Below are 16,708 nucleotides of genomic sequence, written 5' to 3' on the forward strand. Positions count from 1 at the left end.
TGAGGCCGGTCAGTGGCTGCTCCTGCGTGACCGCACGGTACGCCGCCACGCAGGCGGACGAACGGGAGAGCAGCAACCCGCCCCACCGGAGTCTTGCGGAACTCCGACGGGGCGGGCGTTCGAGGGCCCTGAACTGCGAACCTGACTTCGTGTCAGAAAAAGCGTCAGGACTGACGCTGACATATGACCATGCAGCGTCCAACTTTGTCGAGTGCTTCGCGACAACCCGGAATGGATCATCGAACGACGTCGCGAGCTGGGCGAACGCATCGCGGACCTGCGCACCGCGGCCCACTACACCCAAGAGTCTTTCTGCGAGACCACGGGGCTGAGCCGCCGCAAACTGCAACGCATCGAGTCCGGCGAAACCGACCCCCGCTACGGAGACCTGCTCCGCATCGCCGCCGCCCTCGACACCCGCGTCTCCGTCCTCGTCGACTGAGCCCTCAGATGGGGAAGACCCCGCCCATCCGCCACGGGGGAAGCAGACGAGCGGGGCCGATCGTGTGGCGGGCCTGTCGGGACCGCCATGCCGCCGGGTCGGCTACAGGGTGACGGACCAGGCGCCCCGGGACAGGGTCGTCTCCCCGTCCGGGGTGATGGCGACCTGGGCGCCGTACACGGGGAGCCTGCCCTCGCGGTTGAGCCGGTTCCTGATGCGCTCCAGAACGTCCCACAGGCGTTGCGGGCCGCCCTGATGCACCGTCGGCGCGTCGAGGAACCCGCCCGCAGTGGCACGAGCCCACGAACCGTCGGGGTGCAGCATCCACACCGTCCGCTCGTCACCGTCCTGCCGGACGCGGTGGTCGATGCCCGGCATCTCCAGTTCGAGCATCGACATCACGTCCCAGGAGTCAGGCACGTACAGCAGCGGGTACCGGCTGGTCGTCACCTCCTCGCCGTCGGCGTGCTGCGCCGTCTCCCACACGTCCAGGGCCGGACGGTCGTAGTCGTCGCCGTGCCGGGTGCGCATGAACCCCGCCCCGTCCTCGGTGATGCGGCCCACGGCGGAGCCGTCCTCGGTCTTGTCCGCAGTGAGGACCAGTCCCGTTCCGGCGATGGTGGTGACGAGCCGCCCGCCCGGCCTCAGCGCGGCCAGCCAGGACGGTGGCACGGGCCGCACCGACACCGTGGACACGATCCGGTCGTACTGGCCCGGCAGCGTGCCGGTGATGTCGCGGACCTCCAGTTGAGGGTGCACCCCGAGCGCATCGAGCCGCTCCCGGGCCGTGGCGACCAGGCCGGGGTCGACGTCGATGCTCGTCACGCGCTTGTCGCCCAGGCGGCGGCACGCGAGCGCGGTTCCGTACCCGGACCCGGTTGTCACCAGGATTTCGGAGTCGTCGGCGATGACGGCGTGCCGGTACATCTGGACGACGAGGCCCGGCAGGGTGCTGGATGACGTGGGGAGCCCCGACGTGACCATGTCCGGTGAGGCGTCGTCAGCGTGCAGGGGTCCGACCCGCGTCACGAGCGTCCGGTCGCTGTACGCGGCGTGCATCCAGCGCTCGGGATCACTCGCGCCGTCGCGCAACTCCCACTGACCGTCAACGTTCTCCCACCAGCGAGGCACCAGCGTGTGCCGGGGCGTGGTGGCCAGCGGCTCGTGCCAACGGGACTCGGCACGGACGACCCGGGCCGCGAGGTTCCGCGCGTGCGCCTGCCAGTCCATCGCGTCTCCTAGTTGTACTTCGGGTTGCAGGCCGGGGTGCGGCTCGGGTCGCAGTCGTTTGAGTCGGCCGGCGTGCACGCGCCGGTCGGCGCCGCGCCCGGCGACGGCATGCACGAGTCCTCGTCGGGCGTGCAACCACCCGCCACCCGCGGCGGGATGAGCTGCTTCACCTGCCCCCACCGGTCGCTTTCGAATACGGCCTTCAGGCTGCCATCCTTCACCGATCCGGTGGGCAGGAAACGGCCGAGCACGCAGGGCGTGACCGTGCCGTCCGGCATGATCGCGGCCCGTCCGTTGGCGCAGTTTCCGCACAACTCCGACGTAGACGGCAGCAGCTTGGCCGCGTTACCGACACGGCGGACCCGGTCCATGTTGATGTCTTTCACGCCGAGGGCTTCGAGTTCGGCGCGCGCCTCGTCGACCCGCTGGCCGTCGAGGACGTCGACGATGCCGACCTGGACGTGGATGCCGCGCCTCAGCGCCTCGATGATGTTGGCGCGGGTGGCGGCGTGGCTGCCCTTGCGGCCGGTGACGGCATCGTGACCGTCGTCCGTGTCGGCGTAGTAGGACGTGGCCAGGGAGACCCCGGGCCGCTCGAACAGCTCCCAGTGCTCCAGCCGGACCCGGTACAGGTTGCTGTAGACCTGGACGCCGACACCTTGGTGCAGGGCGTGTTCCACCAGCTCCGCGAAGGCCGGGTGCAGGGTCGGCTCACCGCCGATGAACTGGACCTTCGTCACCCCGATGCGGGCGGCTTCGTCGATGACCTTCTTCCAGTCGTCGGCGGTCATCGTGCCGTGCCCCTTGGTCGGGCCGGCTTCGGCGTAGCAGTGCGACGAACACGTGAGCTGGCACCGGTTGGTGATCTCCAGTTCGAGGAAGGTCACACCCGGTTCGGTGTTGGTCGGCGGTTCCAGTACAGCGGTCATGTGGTGCTGCCTCCTGGTGAGAGTGGGATGCGCCAGCGCCCAGCCCGTGGACGGGTGGGAGCCGGGGCGGGAGTCTGGAGACCCGTCCCGTCGGAGGCTTGCGGTCCCCCGACGGGACGGGCGTCTGCGGTGCGACCCTGACCCTGCGGTCGCCGTGGGGCCCCTCACGCCGGGGCAAGGCGGCCGCAGGTCAGCGGCGGCGCGTGGCGCACGCGGCGTGGACGCCACCAGACCGTGCCGCGCCACCAGAGGGGCTGGCGTAGTCGTACGGCTCCCACGGCTCGTCGTCGCCATCGATCACCCGGTTGCACACCACGCACATGCTGATGCCGGTCAGTGCGTCGTAGTGGGTGCACAGGGCGATGACCGACCGGGCGAGCCGCTGCACCCGGGCCACTTCACCCTTCAGCCCCGCAGCCTCCGGCTCGATCAGGCGGCGGCGAGCCTCGGCGACTCCAGCCAGCGCCACCTGAGCGGGCACGTCGTCCCGGGACCGGGCTGCGGCGAGCTCCTCCACCTGCGGGATCAGGTGCTCGACGAAGGTACGGAAGTCCGCCTCGAAGGCCTTGACGTCCTGGTGTCCCAGGAGCGTGGGCTGCTTGAGGAACCAGGTCGCCTGGGTGACCATCGCCACCGTGCTCGGGATGGGCGCCGCCGTCTCGTGGGTAGCGTTCATCGCGCATCCCCCCAAGTACCTGCCTGAGCGTCCGCGAGCACGCTCGCGCCGAGATGCGCCACGTAGGGCCGGACAAGGGCACCGGTGTGCTCCCCCGGCTCATGTACGGTCGAGGTGTACCGCTTCCGGCGGTGGCTGCGGGCGGTAACGAGGCGGGCGCCCCAGACGTCCGGTGACAGCCGGTGAGGAGGCGCGGGACGGGCCACACCAGGGGTGGTGACGCGGCGGTGCCGGCCGGGGGTGCGGGGCCCGAACGGGACCGCTCTCACCCATTCGAGGGCCTGTGATAGGAAGACCACTGTCGACGCTCCTTCGCAGCGTTGGCCACGCCCCGGGACCGGTCGCACGGTCGCCGGGGTCTGAACTGTCATGCATCGAGGTTCCTCGCCTGTGTGCAGTCCTGGGATGACCGGCGGGTGTTACCGAGGCGGTAATACACTCGTTCCTGGTTCCGTAAGGGCGCGATCGAGCGCCTACCATCACTGCGGAAGTTGGCCCCATGGACGCCACCACCCCCGGCCCGCTCGCACCCGAAGTCCTCGAACGGGACGACGTGAAACGAGCCCTGGCAGAGCATGACTTCGCCGCGGCCTTCTCACTCATCAAGAAGTGGGGCGGCCTGTCGCAGAACCGCATCGCCGCGGCCTGCCAGCTCACACCTGGCAAGGTCTCCACGATCATCAGCGGACAGCAGCAGGTCACCAGCTTCGAAGTGATCTGCCGCATCGCTGACGGGCTGCGCATCCCCGGGAACATGGTCGGCCTCGCCGACCGGCCGTGGGAAAGACAGCCCGACAGCCCAGACCCGCCGACGCCGTCGGCCGCACGGCCTTCCGATGACGCCCCCTGGCGTCCGGCAGTGGCCGTGCACTTAGCCGCAGACCTGACACGGAGCGATCTCGTGATGGACCGCCGCGCCGCAACACGCGCCCTGGCAGGCGCCGCGCTATCCGGGGCCCCCTTGCTCGACTCTCTTGAGGGCTGGCTTCAGCCAGCACCACCAGCCGACCGGCAACACCGACGGGGCCGCATCGGACAGCAAGAGGTACACGAGCTTGAGGCGACAGCTCGCGCCTTCCGCGCCTGGGACCACCGCTTCGGCGGCGGCCTGCGCCGCAAGGCGGTCGTCGGGCAACTCAACGAGGTGGCCAGCCACCTCGACGAACACCAGAGTCCAGACGTCGAACAGGGCCTGTTCCGGGTGATGGCCTACCTGGGCGGCACCGCGGCAACGATGGCCTGGGACTCCGGGCTACAGAAGCAGGCGCAGAACTACTACCTGCTCGCGCTGCGCGCGGCTCACGCCGCCGGCGACGTCGCGTTCGGCGCCAACGTGCTGGCCGGCATGGCACGGCAGATGCTGTACCGGGACCGCCCCCAGGACGCTCTGGAGCTCGTGCACCTGGCTCAGAAGGGTGCCGCGAAGGCGGCTGGGCCGCGTGTTCGGGCCATGCTCCACACGCGTGAGGCGTGGGCGTACGCGGCGATGGGGCGCGCTGCTGCGTTCCGCCGAGCCACCGGGGATGCCACTGAAGCGCTCGCCGAAGCGGACGGGAGCGAAGAGCCCTACTGGATCGCGTACTTCGACGACGCTGAGCTGGCCGGCGTCACAGGCGGCCGTCTGCTGGACATGGCACGTGAAGACCCGCATCAGCACGCGGAGGCCGCCGCGGAGAATATCCGGAACGCACTCGTCAACCGCGGCTCCGAGGCGGGACGCAGTCACGCCCTCGACCTGATCGGGCTCGCCGAGTGCCACTTCCTGCTCGGTGACGTAACCGGTGCAGTCGACCACACTCACCGCGCGGTCGATGCCGCTGCCCGGACCCGGTCAAGCCGTGTCCGCGCCCAGCTCGGCCAGCTGTACCCGTACACGGTGGGCCGGTCGTCATCGCGTACGGTCGGCGAGGCGCGGGCAAGGATCCGCGAAGTCCTGTCGAGCTAGAGGAGCAACGTGACAACGATCGCCGTGACCGGGCACATGGACCTGAGCGACGCCAGCGTGCCCCTTGTGCGTGACGCCCTGCGAGAGACGCTGAAGCCGTACGCGGGCGATCTGACGGGTGTCTCGTGCATCGCCAAGGGGTCCGACTCCCTGTTCGCCGAAGTCATCCTGGAGCTCGGGGGCCGCTTGGTTGCGATCATCCCCTCGAAGGACTACCGGCGGAACAAGGTCAAGCCCGACCACGTCGAGACCTTCGACCGGCTCACCGAGGCCGCCGACGAGGTGGTCGTGCTCGACAACGAGACGGCGAACCGAGCGGCGTACGAAGAGGCCAACCGCACCCTTCTCCGCCGCGCTGACCGCCTTGTGGCCGTCTGGAACGGTGAGCCGCCGACCGGGAAGGGCGGGGGTACCGCGGACACTGTCCTGGAGGCCCGCGAAGCCGGCCTCCCGGTCGACGTCGTATGGCCGGACGGGGCGGCACGGGGTTGAGGCCCCGAGCCGCTTCATCGCGCCAGCCGAACGCCGCGTGCTTGGCTTTTCCCAGCGGACGCAGCGGCCAGAGACGGCGCCGAGAGCCGCCCGATGTGCGCAGGTGAAGCCGGGGAGGCCCTCGGCGACGGCGCCGACCGGGGTGCTGGTCTCAGCGGTTGGCGACAGATGATCCGCGAAGGGACCGGCGCCCCGGCACTCATCAGCAAACGCGGCCGCTGGCCGGGCCGCAAGTCCGGTCACCCATAAGGCCGACTGGCGCGGGCGGAAGCTACCCGCTACTACCCGTGGCCGGCGGCCCCGGCATGGGTCTCCAGAGATCACGTCGGCGGCGGTACGGAAGGCGCTGCAAGGAAGTAACCGCCGCCTGCGCACCTGGACGCATCCACCGTAGCCGTGACGCGCCAGGCAGGTACGCCAATAGGCGGCCCTCGCCGCGGACTGCCCCACACTGACGCCATGCCCAAATACGACGGACCGGCGACCATCGTCGCCGGTGACTTGGAGATTTGCGTGGAAGCGCACCTACGCACGCACACGCCAGGTGAGCTCAGCAGCTGGAGCGGCAGCGTCCGGGCGGATCCGAGCGAGGACTTCTACGAGGTCTTGGTCAGCAATGACGTAAAGATCCGGCTGCCTGACGGCCGTACAGGGGACATCATCCCTGGCCGCACGACGGTCGGCTCTGGTCTCCTGCCGATCCACGGGACCGGTCCTGCGCCCTTCTGACATGGCAACGCCCCCCGCCGCCCGAAGGCGGCGGGGGCGTGATGACCTACAAACGGATCAGTTGACGAACAGAGCGATCACCGCGGCAATCAGTCCGCCGATTCCGACTAGGGCGCCGATCTGCGCGAGGGGCCAGCGGCCCTTCTTCAGCTCGGCTACCTCGGTCCGGAGTTCGTCGAGTTCCTTCTCCACGTCGGTGCGCAGCTTGGCCAGGTCGGCGTCGGTGCGGTTCGTGCGCTCGACCAGGACGCCGAGAGTGCCCTTGATCTGCTCCAGACCCGTGTTGATCTCCCCTCGTAGCTGCGCGAGTTCGACCGCGATGTTGGTGGTCGGGTCGGGGGCCGCGGTCATGCCGAGTCCTTCGGCTCCCTGTTCGGCACCGCCCAGGTGACTCCGGCCGCTGCGAGCGCCGCCAGCACCGCGGTGATGCCCTCGGTGCTGGTCAGGGTGCCGTCCTGCGTCGCCGTGCCCAGCGATGCGGCGCCGGCGGCGACGGCGGCGACGACCGCCTTCCAGTAGTGGGAGATCTTCATCGCTCAGGCCTCCGGCTTGGTCACGGTGATGTCAACGGTGAGGCCGGCCAGCTTCGACACGAGCGCGGCCTGGAGCGCGGCGGGGTCGAGCGCGGCGAGTGTGGCCTGGACCTCCTCAAGGCGAGCGACAGCTTCCCGGCTGTGCTCCGCGGTCGTCTGGAGCGTGTACTTCGGCGTCCAGGTCTTGTTCTGCTCGTAGTCCGTGTTGGCGTACGGCGGCCGGGCGGCGGGGATGACGTCCCGGCTCCAGACGCGATCGAGGTCGCCGCCTTCCAGCACGCCTCCCCCGGCGAGCAGCTTCGCCACCACGGCGTCGGCGACCCGCTTCACGTCGTCGTTGGTCAAGGCCATGTCGTCCTCCTCGTCAGAGTTCCAGCCAGCGGGGTGGGTGAGGCGTTCTGCCACGCGGTCGCGCATCGACGCCATGGTGAAGCCGCGCGGATCGACCTTCCCCGGCTGCCACTCCAGGTGCCCGATCACCGACCGTTCCGTCCAGCCGTGGTAGCGGCACACAGCAGCAGCCGCGCGCTCGATCGCCTCCAGCTGAGCGGCCGGCCAGGGATCCTCGCCGTCCCCGAGGTTCTCGCACTCGAAGCCGTAGAAGTGCCGGTTGCCGTCGGTGCTCGCCTCGTTGTCAGCGGGCAGCGGCTGCTCGTCGATGACCGCGCGCAGCACATCGTCGTCGCCCAGGCCCGCGTGGTTGGTTCGGCCGTAGCCGACGAGGTGGACGTGCCCCTCCTTGCAGATCACCCCGTGGCAAAGCGGGCCGGGCAGGTCGGCGTAGCCCGTGCGGCAGATGTCCACCGTGCGGTCGTGCCCGCGGGTCACGGTGTGGTGGATCATCACGCCGTGGACGGGGCCCCACGGACCCTTGTGATTGCGGTTGTGGGACCGCCAGTCGCCCTCTTCGATGACGGTCAAGCCCTCGTCGCGTAGCGCCTTGAGGAAGCTGGTTGCGGGCAGCGGGGTGGCCATCACACACGCTCCGGCCATGACCAGGTGCCGGGCCCGCTGCCCTCGTGGCGGGAGGTGGCCCAGTGGGTGTCTTCACCGTCCAGGAGGACCTTGAGGTTGCAGGCATCAGCGGGGTTGCCGGCGAAGGTCCGTACGACGACGGCCGGATACCGGTCACCCTCGCGGACGAAGTTGCCGTTCACGCCGTCGTGGTGGCGCCGTTGGGTGATGTACCGGGCGTCGTCTTCCGTAAGCCGGTACAAAACGATCCGCCCCGGGGTGGTGGGTTGGGGCATGGCGGTCCTCCTTCAGAGGTCAGGCGGGGATCCACACCCCGTCGCGAACGAAGCCGTGCAGGCCGCAGCACCGCCACAGCAGCGACGGCTCCAGGTGCAGCGGCTCGCGGGACACGAGGGTGTGAGCGCTCGTCCCGGCGGCCACCCATGGACCGTGCACCGTGCGTTCCTCGGGCACGTCGGCGAGAGCGGAGCACCGGTGCCAGAAAGTGGGGTTGGTCTCGTGGGTCAGCCACCCGTAGTAGATGTCGTCGGTCAGCTCGGTCATGCCGACCATTTCCAGGCCGGGCCAGTCGGCAGGCGGGGCGCTGCGGGCCATCGGTCAGCCTCCGAATCAGATGGCGGGCGAGTCACGCAAGCCGAGGGGCACCGGTGCGTCCTACGCGGCGGCTTCGTAGCGGCCTTGGTGATAGAAGATGTCGCCAGCTGCGAGGGTGAAGGGGGCGACGGAGTCCCAGAACGCGGCGCCGGAGGTATCGGGGGCGGACAACTGTCGCAATGAGCCGTTGGCGTGGTTGGCGGTGGACACGATGCCGGTGCCGTGGAAGTTAGTGCTGGTGGAGTCGTCACGCCAGATCACGTGCTGGCTGCGGTGTCCGGACCAGGAGGCGAGCGGGGCTGCGGGCAGGCTGAAGTAGTAGTTGCCCGATCCGCCGCCGTCGCCGAAGGTGGTGGTCGACCCGATGGTGATGCGGTGGAGGTAGTCCACCGTGCGGCCCACCTTCAGGTGGCGGGCGACGATGGTGCCGTTGCCGATCACTGGCTGCGTGCCGGACTCGGCTCCCCATACGAAGGTAGAGCTGTAGTCGGTCCAGGCGCCGAAGAAGCTGTTGAGCTGGTCCCTGATCTCCTGGTTCAGCAGGCTGGCGGTGACGACCTCACCCACGACCCAGGTCCTCGGGCTGAACGTCACTGCGGTACCTCCCGGGCCGGCTCGGCGGTGGATTCAGTAGCGGGGTCGGCTGGCGCGTCGGATGGCGGGTGGCCCCACGGGTCCGGGTCGTCGGAGTGCCACCAGTTCCGCAAGTGCGGCAGCTCCTCTGCCACGCTCGCCTCGGCCGCGTCGACGTCGACGGGGAAGATCAGCGTCACCCAGCCGTAGCCGCACTCGGTGCAGGCGAACCGCGGGTCGACGGGAGTGACGACCTGGGCACTGCCGCAGGGGCAGTCGGCCACCCACCGGTTGTGGTTGATCCGGGCGTACAGGCGCTGCCCGATCAGGAACCCGTCGGGCGGGGTGATGCGCCGCTGCTGGCGCAGCTCGACCCACCGGAACACGCGCTCGGCCGGTGGCACCAGCGCCCACGCCTCCGCGGGCTCGCTGGGCGGCGGCAGGTAGAAGGCTTCGGCCCGTTCGACCGGAATCTGCACGGCGCCTCCCTCAGTAGGCGAGTCGAGTGGTGGAGTCGAGGACGGAGTAGCGGCTGTCGTCGAGGACCCACACGGTGTCGGTCTGCGCCCTTGAGGTGTGGAAGTCGAGGTAGTGGCGGCCCTGGCCGATGGTCTCGGTGTAGCCCTCGATGGTCACGGTCGCGGTCGAGGAGGGCGCCTCGGCCGGGAGCGCCGCCAGCTCCAGCGTGGTGGAGACGTCCGCGTCCAGCAGGGCCCGATAGGTGACCAGCGGCAGACTGTACGCGTCCATCGGAACCTGCCGGATCTCCGACGGCGGGTCCCCGTAGCGGGACACCAGCCAGTTGGCGGCGTCGGTGACCTTCAGGTCCGTGGTCTTGAACAGCTCCAGCGTCTGCGGCTTGGGGCCGTAGGTATCAACGGACGTCTGGTTGACGATGCGCTGGGTGGCGCCGCCCGGCCGGCTCGCCGCCACCGTGTTGATCATCTTCTGGTCGTCGTTGGACAGCTTCACAGTGTCGGTGTCCAAGTCCACGTACCGCAGCGACACAGCCGGGATCGGGTTGTACCGCAGGTCTCTGCTTTGGAGGATCAGCGCTGTCGTCGACCGGGAGGCCAGGAGTTTGCCGGACTCGGTGGTCTCGATCTCCCTCAGGTGCTCCAGTGCGCTTCGACCCAGTGCCTTCTGGGAGGCCACGCCGTCGAACACTGTGCCCTGGGCGGTGACGGTCAGCCCGACGTAGGAGGCGATGCGGGAGGCCCGCGCGGAGGCACTCTCGCCGATGTGCTCGGTGGTGCCGGTGGTGTAATGCGGGCTGATGTCGCTGATGGTGACCGACCGTACGTAGATGGCGAGCTGGGCGATCTGCCCGTTCCACAACCGGCTGTTCTGGAAGCCCCCGACATATAGCTGCCGGAAGTCGGCCGCGCTGGTGGTGACGGTGGAGTACGTGGTGCCGTCGACGAACAGCTCGTCAGCGAACTCGTTGAACACGATGTAGTGCCGGTTGCCGTCGGCCAGGTTGGGGGTTGCCGCGACGTACGACTGCAACGCCATGCCGTCCTGCGCGAACTCGATCATCAGCTTGCCAGTACCAGACTCCAGCGAGATGACCAGCTTGTTGGAGAGGTCCGGCGAGGCGAGCGCGAGGAGGACCCGCCCGCTGGTGCTGGTAGAGAACCAGCACTCGATGCGCAGGCGGAAGTTGACGTTGGCGTCCTGGAATGTCTGGCCGAGGTCGGCCTGCAAGTACTTCCCGGCGGACGCCGACGCCGGGGTGAACACCGGGCAGCCCAGCCCATCGGCGGGCACGGTCCCTTCGCCGAACGTCAGGGTGCCGCCCGTGCCTGCCTGGACGATGGACAGGCTGCCCACCTCCGCGGTGCCGGAGATGTCCCCCGCCGTGGTCGACTCGGACGGCTCGGACAGCGGGTAGTAGGCGGTGGGCTTGTCCAGGAGGATCTCCTGGTTGAGCATCGGCAGCAGCTCGCCGTTCAACCCGGCCCACTTGAAGATGTCCGTGCACGTGATGACGGCCTTGGACAGCTGTCCCTGCCATTCGACCGGCCATTCGTTGACCATACCGACGAAGCGGCCGTGGATCTGCGCCCCATCCAGCGCCCCGAACGCGCTGGCGTTGGAACCCTCCTCCACCTGGACGGTGTCCACCCACACCTGATGCCCGTACTGCGGGTACCCAGCAGGGATGATCTGCACCGTGTGACTGCCCCCCGTAGCAGTGAACGTGCAAGTGATGTGCTGCCACTGCCCGGTGAGGGTGGACGCCCCCCCGGTGCCGATGCCGGTGACGGACAGCTGCACGGCCGGGGCACCGCTTGGAACCCACACGTAGGCGCTGGCGGTGTAGGTGGTGCCGGCCGTCAGCCCGGTGATTGTGGCGCCCACCGCGGGGGCCGGGCTGCCGTTGGAGGCGAGGAGCCGCACTTCGTCGACGTACAACACGTCACTGGTCGGCGGTGTGCCGGAGATGGTGGGCACTAGCCTCGCGTAGACAGCCCCCGTAGGCGCGGTGAACGACGCGTTGAACAGGGTCCAGGTGTTCGCGGTCACCGCAGCGCTGTTGCTGGACGTCGAGATGTACGCGTGCGCTGCGTCGTACCAGTTGACGTTGAGGCCGACCGTCCGCGCGGCCGTGCACCTCAGGTAGCCGTGCGCCCGGTAGGACACTCCGGCGGTGACCGTCATCTCCTCCGACTGCATGCGGGGTGAGGCGGTGACACCGTCGGGGGTGATCTGCGCGGACCAGCTGCCGGACTGAGCGACGGTGATCACCCGGGTCACGGTGGCGCCGCCAGCGCCGGTCCAGGGCGACAGCGCCGTCTCGAACGTCGGGTTGGAGTTGAACGCGCCGCCCCACGTGGCCAGCAGCGAGTACGCACCCTGCCAGGCGCGCGTGGACGACTGGGCTAGGGAGGTCGACGCGTCCGATCCCAGCGCCCACCCGCTGGTGCCAGTCTCGAAGGTGGAGTTGACGACGTGGTTCAGCGCTGAGGCAGCGGAGCCTTCCTCGACCATCACGGCATCTATCCACACCTGGTCACCGGCGGCTGGCGTCGTGTTCGACCTGACGCGCAGAACGTGCTGGGGCGCGGTGGCGGTGAACGTCAGCGTGATCCGCTGCCAGGCATCGTTCACCGTCGATGCTGCGCCCTGGGGGCCGCCGTCCAGAAGGAAGTGCACATGCGTGTCCCCGGTCGGCACCCACACGTAGGCACTCGCGGTGTACGTCTGCCCGATGTCCAGCCCGTAGAGGGTGGTCCACGCGTTCTGGCCGGCGATCCCGCCACCGAAGGTCATCAGCATCGCCTGGCTGCCGTGCTTCACGTGCGTCGCGTCCTGGGCGATGGTCGGGGTGGCGGACGGCGACCAGTCCGTCAGCCCCGACTCGAACGACGGGTTGGTGATCAAGTTTTTGTCTGCGGTGATCGTCCTGACCCGGATGGGCACGTGCCTCTTGACGTTCGGGTGGTACGGGCTCGCTGTCCGATCTGCTGTGAAGCGGCCGTCGCTGTTGTCGAGGGTGAGGGTCATCGTGCCGGGCTGGGTCTCGCTGAGCTCGTTCTGCGTCCCCCGGGTGATGGAGATGCCCTCAGGCTGTTCGACGTACCGGGTGATGTCGGTCCACACCGGGGAGGCTGAGGTGATCGTGTACCCGAACGCCACCTCGGCGCTGATCCGCACCGGCACGCTGCCCTCCCCTCTCGTCGTGTCAGGCGATGCCCAGGTCGGTGCCGCCGTGTGCGCGCTTGAGCTCCAGCAGCGCCTCACGCACCGCGCGAGCCGTGCCCAGCCGGTCGACGAGGACTCCGTCGACGTGGATGTGAATGACCGTCCCCCCACCCCGGCCGGCACCGTTGGCCCGGCCGAAGGAGGGCTGCGCCGACGCCACCCGGCCCGTCACCACGGACAGGGCGCGGTCGAGGACGGGCACCCCGTCGACGAGGCCACGGGCCAGGCCCTCGGTGGAGTAGGCGCCGAGCTTGGCCATGACGGTGCTGGGGCTCTTGATGCCGAGTGCCTTCTTGATCGCCTTCTGCATGCCCTTGGCGATGTCGATCATGAGCTTCTCGATCGACTTCTTCTGGCCCTCCAGCCCCTTCAGGAAGCCCTTGCCCGCGTTCTTGCCAGAGTCGTAGAGGATGTCGGCGCCCGTCATGCCGAGCCTCTTCGACTCCTTGTCGATGGCGGCCTGCGTCTTGTTGATGGACGTGAAGGTCGCCTTGTCCGCCCCGGCGAGCGCGCTGGCGTACGCGTAGCCCTGCTCGGGCCCCATGTCGAGGATCTGCCTCAGGAGGCCCTTGTTGAGGCCGCGCTTGGCCAGCATCTTGATGTAGGTGGTGAACCGGCGGATCTTAGCGAGCTTCTGGGCCAGGCCGCCCTTGATGCCGCCCGCCGTGATCTGGTCGGGTTCCATGCCGAGGTTGGTCAGACCCGCGCCCTGGCGGGCGGTCTTCGTCACCTCGGACGCGTAGCTCTTGGCCTCGGCGATCTGCGCGGCGATCTTGTCCCTCTTGGCGGCCAGGTCGAGGAGCTTCTTCGTCTGCCGGTCGACCATCCGCAGCAGGGACGATTCTTTTCGCCCGCTGAATGCAGCCTTGATGTCCTTCGCCAAGTCCGCCGCAACCGACTTGATCTTGTCGCGGGACCCGGTCAGACCCTGGATGAAGCCCTTGCCGACGTCCTTCGCGAGCGCCGCGGTCTTCTTCGACGGTGAGGCGATCTGGAGTTCCGCCTTGATACCGGTGACGACTGCTGCCGCCATGCGTCGCGCTGCGGCGGTCACCTGGCCGACGCCGCCCGCCATGCCACCGGCCAGGCCGCCAGCGGCTGCTGCACCTGCGCCCGCCAGGCCTCCCCCGCCTCCCGCGAGCGAGCCCAGGCTGAGGCGGCCTTCGTTAACGGCCCGCAGGAAGGCGACGCCGTACTTGGCCACCGACTTGGCCTTGACGACGAACTCGTTCCTGCTCAGCCACGGCGCGAACACGCTGTCGGACGTCTCGGTGCCGGGCCCGTCGACCAGGCCGCCCTCACTGTAGCCGCGGTGCCGGAACACGCTGCCTGTCCACAGACCGCCTGTCGCAGCGTTGGGGCCGCGTCCGCCCTTGCCGGTGTTGATGACGCGGTTCTCAGTGATGTTGATGTAGTGCCGCGTGGTGGTCAGCTTCGTGGAGCGGCTGGGCGGGAGCGAGTTGATCTGCCGCAACGCGGCGGCGATCTTCCGCTGCCAGTCGCGGATGTCTGCCGTCAGCTTCGCTCGCTTGTCGCCCTTGGCCGTCCGCAGCTGCCGCTCGGCGTTCGCGACCTTCGCCCGCCAGTCCGCGACGTCCGCGGTGAGCTTCGCTCGCTTGTCGGCCTTGGCGCCCTTCAGCTGGAGCTCTGCCCGGGCGACCTGCGCCTTCCAGTTGGCGATGTCGGCGGTGAGCTTGGCCCGCTTGTCGCCCTTGGCCGTCTTCAGCTGCTTCTCAGCAGCCGAGATCTTCGACTTCCAGTCGCTGATGTCGGCCTTCAGCATCGCCGTCTTGCGCGGCGTCTTCAGGATCTGGTCGGCAAGCCTTGCGGCCTCGGCCCTGGTGAGGCCCATCTGCTGCGCGTTCTTGATCAGCTCAGCCCGGCCGCGCTCGTAGATGCCGTTGACCGTGGTCCACGACTCGCCGTTCTCGCGCGCCGACGCCGCGGCCTCGTCCGTCCGAGCCGCCAGGTCACTGAGTGCCTGCGCGGCGTTGCGGGCCTTCTCGCTGTTGAGGTTGAGCTTGCCACCGGACATCGACAGCGCGCCGGCGTTGTCCTTGGCCGCCTGGGCGGCAGCGTCGATGGCGCCTTCGAACGCGATCATGCCGCCGAGGCCCTGGCGCTGCACGTTGTTGAGGGCTTGCAGGCTCTGCCGGAGGCCGTCGGCGCTGAGCTTCTGCGCGGCGAGTGCCTGCTGCGTCTGCTGCGCCTGACGACCGAACAGACCCATCGACTGGGCCGCGAGCTCCGCTTCGAACCGCTGGTCGGCCAAAGCGGACTTGTAGTCGCCGAGCTCCTTCCGCAGCTCCCCAGCGCTCATGCCCTGCTCGCGCATGGCCGCAGCCACGCGGTTGAACGCAGCCTCGGCGACGTCGGCCTTCCCCGCCCTCACCAGGTTCGCGAGCGCCTTGTCGACCGCGTCGAGATCGGCTTTCGCTTCCTTGATCGGCGTCGAGTCCATGCCGATCAACGAGGTCAAGAACTGCTGGGCCTTATCGAGGTTGCTGGGGCGGGCCAGCGTGCGCAGGCTGTCGGCCAGCCCCCCGAGGTCCTGGCCGAACGCCTTCGCTGCCTCGCCGCTCGCCTTGCCCGTACGGGCCAGCTCACCGAGCGACGTGGTCAGCCGGTCAACGTCAGGCGGCGCGGACTTCCCGATGTTGGACAGCTTGTACAGGGCGACCGCGAGCAGGCCGATGCCGGTCGCCGCGACCGCGATCCGCGCCGTCGCCGACAGCGCCATGAACATGGCCCGCAGCGTGCCGAGCGTCCCGGACGCGCCGATGGCTGCTGTGCCCATAGCCATGATCTGCGTGCGCGCGAGAGAGAACGCGCCAGCGAGCATCAGTACGCCGGACCGTGTGAGGGTGACGACACGGATGGCGATCGCGATCTGCATCAGCGTGGCGATGAAGCCGGGCGGCAGCGACGCCACGACCCTGGCCGCGGCATTGGCGATCTGGAGCAGGCCGACGCCGACCCCGGACGCCGCTTGAAGCAGGTGGACCGCGGCGATCGCGATCTGCTTGAGCGTGTCGCCGACGAGGGGTCCCTGCTCGCGGGCGAAGTCCATGAACTCGGCGACGCTGCCGCCGATCTCCCCGCTGTCGGCGACGCGCGACAGGTGCAGGATGCCGTTGACGGCATCACGCAGCGAACCGACCGCGAACCGTTCGACCTTGCCCATGAACCGGTCGAAGCCCGGGGTGGACATGCCGCCCCCGACGATGGTCATCAGCCGGTCCAGCTCGTTCGACGCGCCCCGCACCAGGCCGGACGTCTTGGGCAGCAGCGCGGTGAACGCCTGCATGCCCTTGGTGAGGACAGGTGCCGTGTCGTCGGCGAGGTCGTCGGACCATTCGCGGTACTCGCGCTTGAGGACCGTCAGCGCGGCCGCCGCCTCCCGCGTGGCTGGCGGCATCTTGGCCAGCGTCCGGTGCATCTCCAGCTCGGCCTTGACCGCGGCCGCCGAGGATGCGCCGGACTCCTCAACGGCGTCCTGGTACTTCTTCTGCGCCTGCGACGCTTCGGCCAGGTGCCCGATCTGCCCGCCGACCGCCAGCCCGAACGCGGCCACCGCGACGCCGGCGCCTGCGATGGCCCCGGCGAACGGGGCGATCGCTGAGGCGGCGGGAATCGCCGCGCCGAAGGCGGCGAGCTTCTTCTCTGCGCGCTTCGCCGAGTCGCCCGCCTGGTCGAGGACGCGGGACAGGCGATCGCGACCTTCGAGGATGAAGGTCATGGTGGAGGACACCGGGGGTCACCCCCCTTCGGCCTCCTGGGCCTGAGCGGCAGCCGCCTGCGCGGCCTGGTGGCGCTGGACGAAGACGACGGCCTGGTAGAACCGGGCGCGAGGCAGGGACCCGAGCTCAGTCGGGCCGACGT

15 protein-coding genes and 1 pseudogene are annotated in these 16,708 nt (G+C 69.2%); 4 read left to right on the forward strand and 12 right to left on the reverse strand.

All coding sequences use genetic code 11. From position 1 onward, the window contains the following. Positions 1 to 211: 211 nt before the first annotated feature. Entirely contained in the window at positions 212 to 442 is a 231-nt protein-coding gene (locus ACFPZJ_RS18895; protein ID WP_381022703.1) for a helix-turn-helix domain-containing protein, read from the forward strand. A gap of 102 nt (positions 443 to 544) precedes the next feature. Here ACFPZJ_RS18895 and ACFPZJ_RS18900 read toward each other — a convergent pair whose 3' ends face one another. The 3 genes from ACFPZJ_RS18900 to ACFPZJ_RS18910 all read right to left on the reverse strand — a co-directional run bounded on the left by ACFPZJ_RS18900 (position 545) and on the right by ACFPZJ_RS18910 (position 3,277). Beyond that, complete coding sequence (locus ACFPZJ_RS18900; protein ID WP_381022705.1) at positions 545 to 1,672, reverse strand: methyltransferase domain-containing protein; 1,128 nt, start codon at positions 1,670 to 1,672, stop codon at positions 545 to 547. A gap of 8 nt (positions 1,673 to 1,680) precedes the next feature. Further along, the gene (locus ACFPZJ_RS18905; protein ID WP_381022708.1) at positions 1,681 to 2,601 is read right to left on the reverse strand and encodes a radical SAM/SPASM domain-containing protein; all 921 of its coding nucleotides are present in this window, start codon (positions 2,599 to 2,601) and stop codon (positions 1,681 to 1,683) included. A 190-nt stretch (positions 2,602 to 2,791) separates the two neighbouring features. Next, positions 2,792 to 3,277: a DUF6415 family natural product biosynthesis protein gene (locus ACFPZJ_RS18910; RefSeq protein ID WP_381022711.1), complete on the reverse strand. Its 486-nt coding sequence runs from the start codon at positions 3,275 to 3,277 to the stop codon at positions 2,792 to 2,794. Positions 3,278 to 3,776: 499 nt separating this feature from the next. On the opposite strand from ACFPZJ_RS18910, the gene ACFPZJ_RS18915 reads away from it, so the two are divergent. The 3 genes from ACFPZJ_RS18915 to ACFPZJ_RS18925 all read left to right on the forward strand — a co-directional run bounded on the left by ACFPZJ_RS18915 (position 3,777) and on the right by ACFPZJ_RS18925 (position 6,443). Next, positions 3,777 to 5,222 (forward strand): helix-turn-helix domain-containing protein, encoded by a 1,446-nt coding sequence (locus ACFPZJ_RS18915; RefSeq protein WP_381022714.1) that lies wholly within the window; start codon positions 3,777 to 3,779, stop codon positions 5,220 to 5,222. Positions 5,223 to 5,231: 9 nt separating this feature from the next. Then, the gene (locus ACFPZJ_RS18920; RefSeq protein WP_381022716.1) at positions 5,232 to 5,714 is read left to right on the forward strand and encodes a hypothetical protein; all 483 of its coding nucleotides are present in this window, start codon (positions 5,232 to 5,234) and stop codon (positions 5,712 to 5,714) included. A 459-nt stretch (positions 5,715 to 6,173) separates the two neighbouring features. Next, the gene (locus ACFPZJ_RS18925; RefSeq protein ID WP_381022719.1) at positions 6,174 to 6,443 is read left to right on the forward strand and encodes a hypothetical protein; all 270 of its coding nucleotides are present in this window, start codon (positions 6,174 to 6,176) and stop codon (positions 6,441 to 6,443) included. A gap of 57 nt (positions 6,444 to 6,500) precedes the next feature. On the opposite strand, the gene ACFPZJ_RS18930 is transcribed toward ACFPZJ_RS18925, so the two are convergent. From ACFPZJ_RS18930 to ACFPZJ_RS18970, 9 genes and pseudogenes are all read right to left on the reverse strand, one after another. Further along, complete coding sequence (locus ACFPZJ_RS18930) at positions 6,501 to 6,794, reverse strand: hypothetical protein (RefSeq protein ID WP_381022722.1); 294 nt, start codon at positions 6,792 to 6,794, stop codon at positions 6,501 to 6,503. Continuing rightward, the gene (locus tag ACFPZJ_RS18935; protein ID WP_381022724.1) at positions 6,791 to 6,976 is read right to left on the reverse strand and encodes a hypothetical protein; all 186 of its coding nucleotides are present in this window, start codon (positions 6,974 to 6,976) and stop codon (positions 6,791 to 6,793) included. Before ACFPZJ_RS18935 ends, ACFPZJ_RS18930 begins: the two co-directional genes overlap by 4 nt. A gap of 390 nt (positions 6,977 to 7,366) precedes the next feature. Further along, positions 7,367 to 7,951: pseudogene (locus tag ACFPZJ_RS18940) on the reverse strand (N-acetylmuramoyl-L-alanine amidase); the annotation flags it as partial. Further along, entirely contained in the window at positions 7,951 to 8,226 is a 276-nt protein-coding gene (locus ACFPZJ_RS18945) for a hypothetical protein (RefSeq protein ID WP_381022725.1), read from the reverse strand. The pseudogene ACFPZJ_RS18940 and the gene ACFPZJ_RS18945, both read right to left, overlap by 1 nt. A 19-nt stretch (positions 8,227 to 8,245) precedes the next feature. Then, on the reverse strand, positions 8,246 to 8,545 hold the full coding sequence (locus ACFPZJ_RS18950) for a hypothetical protein (protein WP_381022727.1): 300 nt from the start codon (positions 8,543 to 8,545) through the stop codon (positions 8,246 to 8,248). A gap of 60 nt (positions 8,546 to 8,605) precedes the next feature. Then, positions 8,606 to 9,112 (reverse strand): hypothetical protein, encoded by a 507-nt coding sequence (locus tag ACFPZJ_RS18955; RefSeq protein WP_381022730.1) that lies wholly within the window; start codon positions 9,110 to 9,112, stop codon positions 8,606 to 8,608. A gap of 23 nt (positions 9,113 to 9,135) precedes the next feature. Continuing rightward, positions 9,136 to 9,597, reverse strand: a complete 462-nt coding sequence (locus ACFPZJ_RS18960) for a hypothetical protein (RefSeq protein ID WP_381022732.1) — start codon at positions 9,595 to 9,597, stop codon at positions 9,136 to 9,138. A 10-nt stretch (positions 9,598 to 9,607) separates the two neighbouring features. After that, on the reverse strand, positions 9,608 to 12,784 hold the full coding sequence (locus ACFPZJ_RS18965; protein WP_381022734.1) for a carbohydrate binding domain-containing protein: 3,177 nt from the start codon (positions 12,782 to 12,784) through the stop codon (positions 9,608 to 9,610). A gap of 22 nt (positions 12,785 to 12,806) precedes the next feature. Next, a complete protein-coding gene (locus ACFPZJ_RS18970; protein WP_381022737.1) occupies positions 12,807 to 16,577 on the reverse strand; it encodes a hypothetical protein in 3,771 nt (1,256 codons plus the stop codon). Between the last annotated feature and the right edge of the window lie 131 nt (positions 16,578 to 16,708).

It is taken from the genome of Streptomyces bullii (genome assembly GCF_042657145.1).
GTDB classification, from domain to species: Bacteria; Actinomycetota; Actinomycetes; order Streptomycetales; family Streptomycetaceae; genus Streptomyces; species Streptomyces bullii.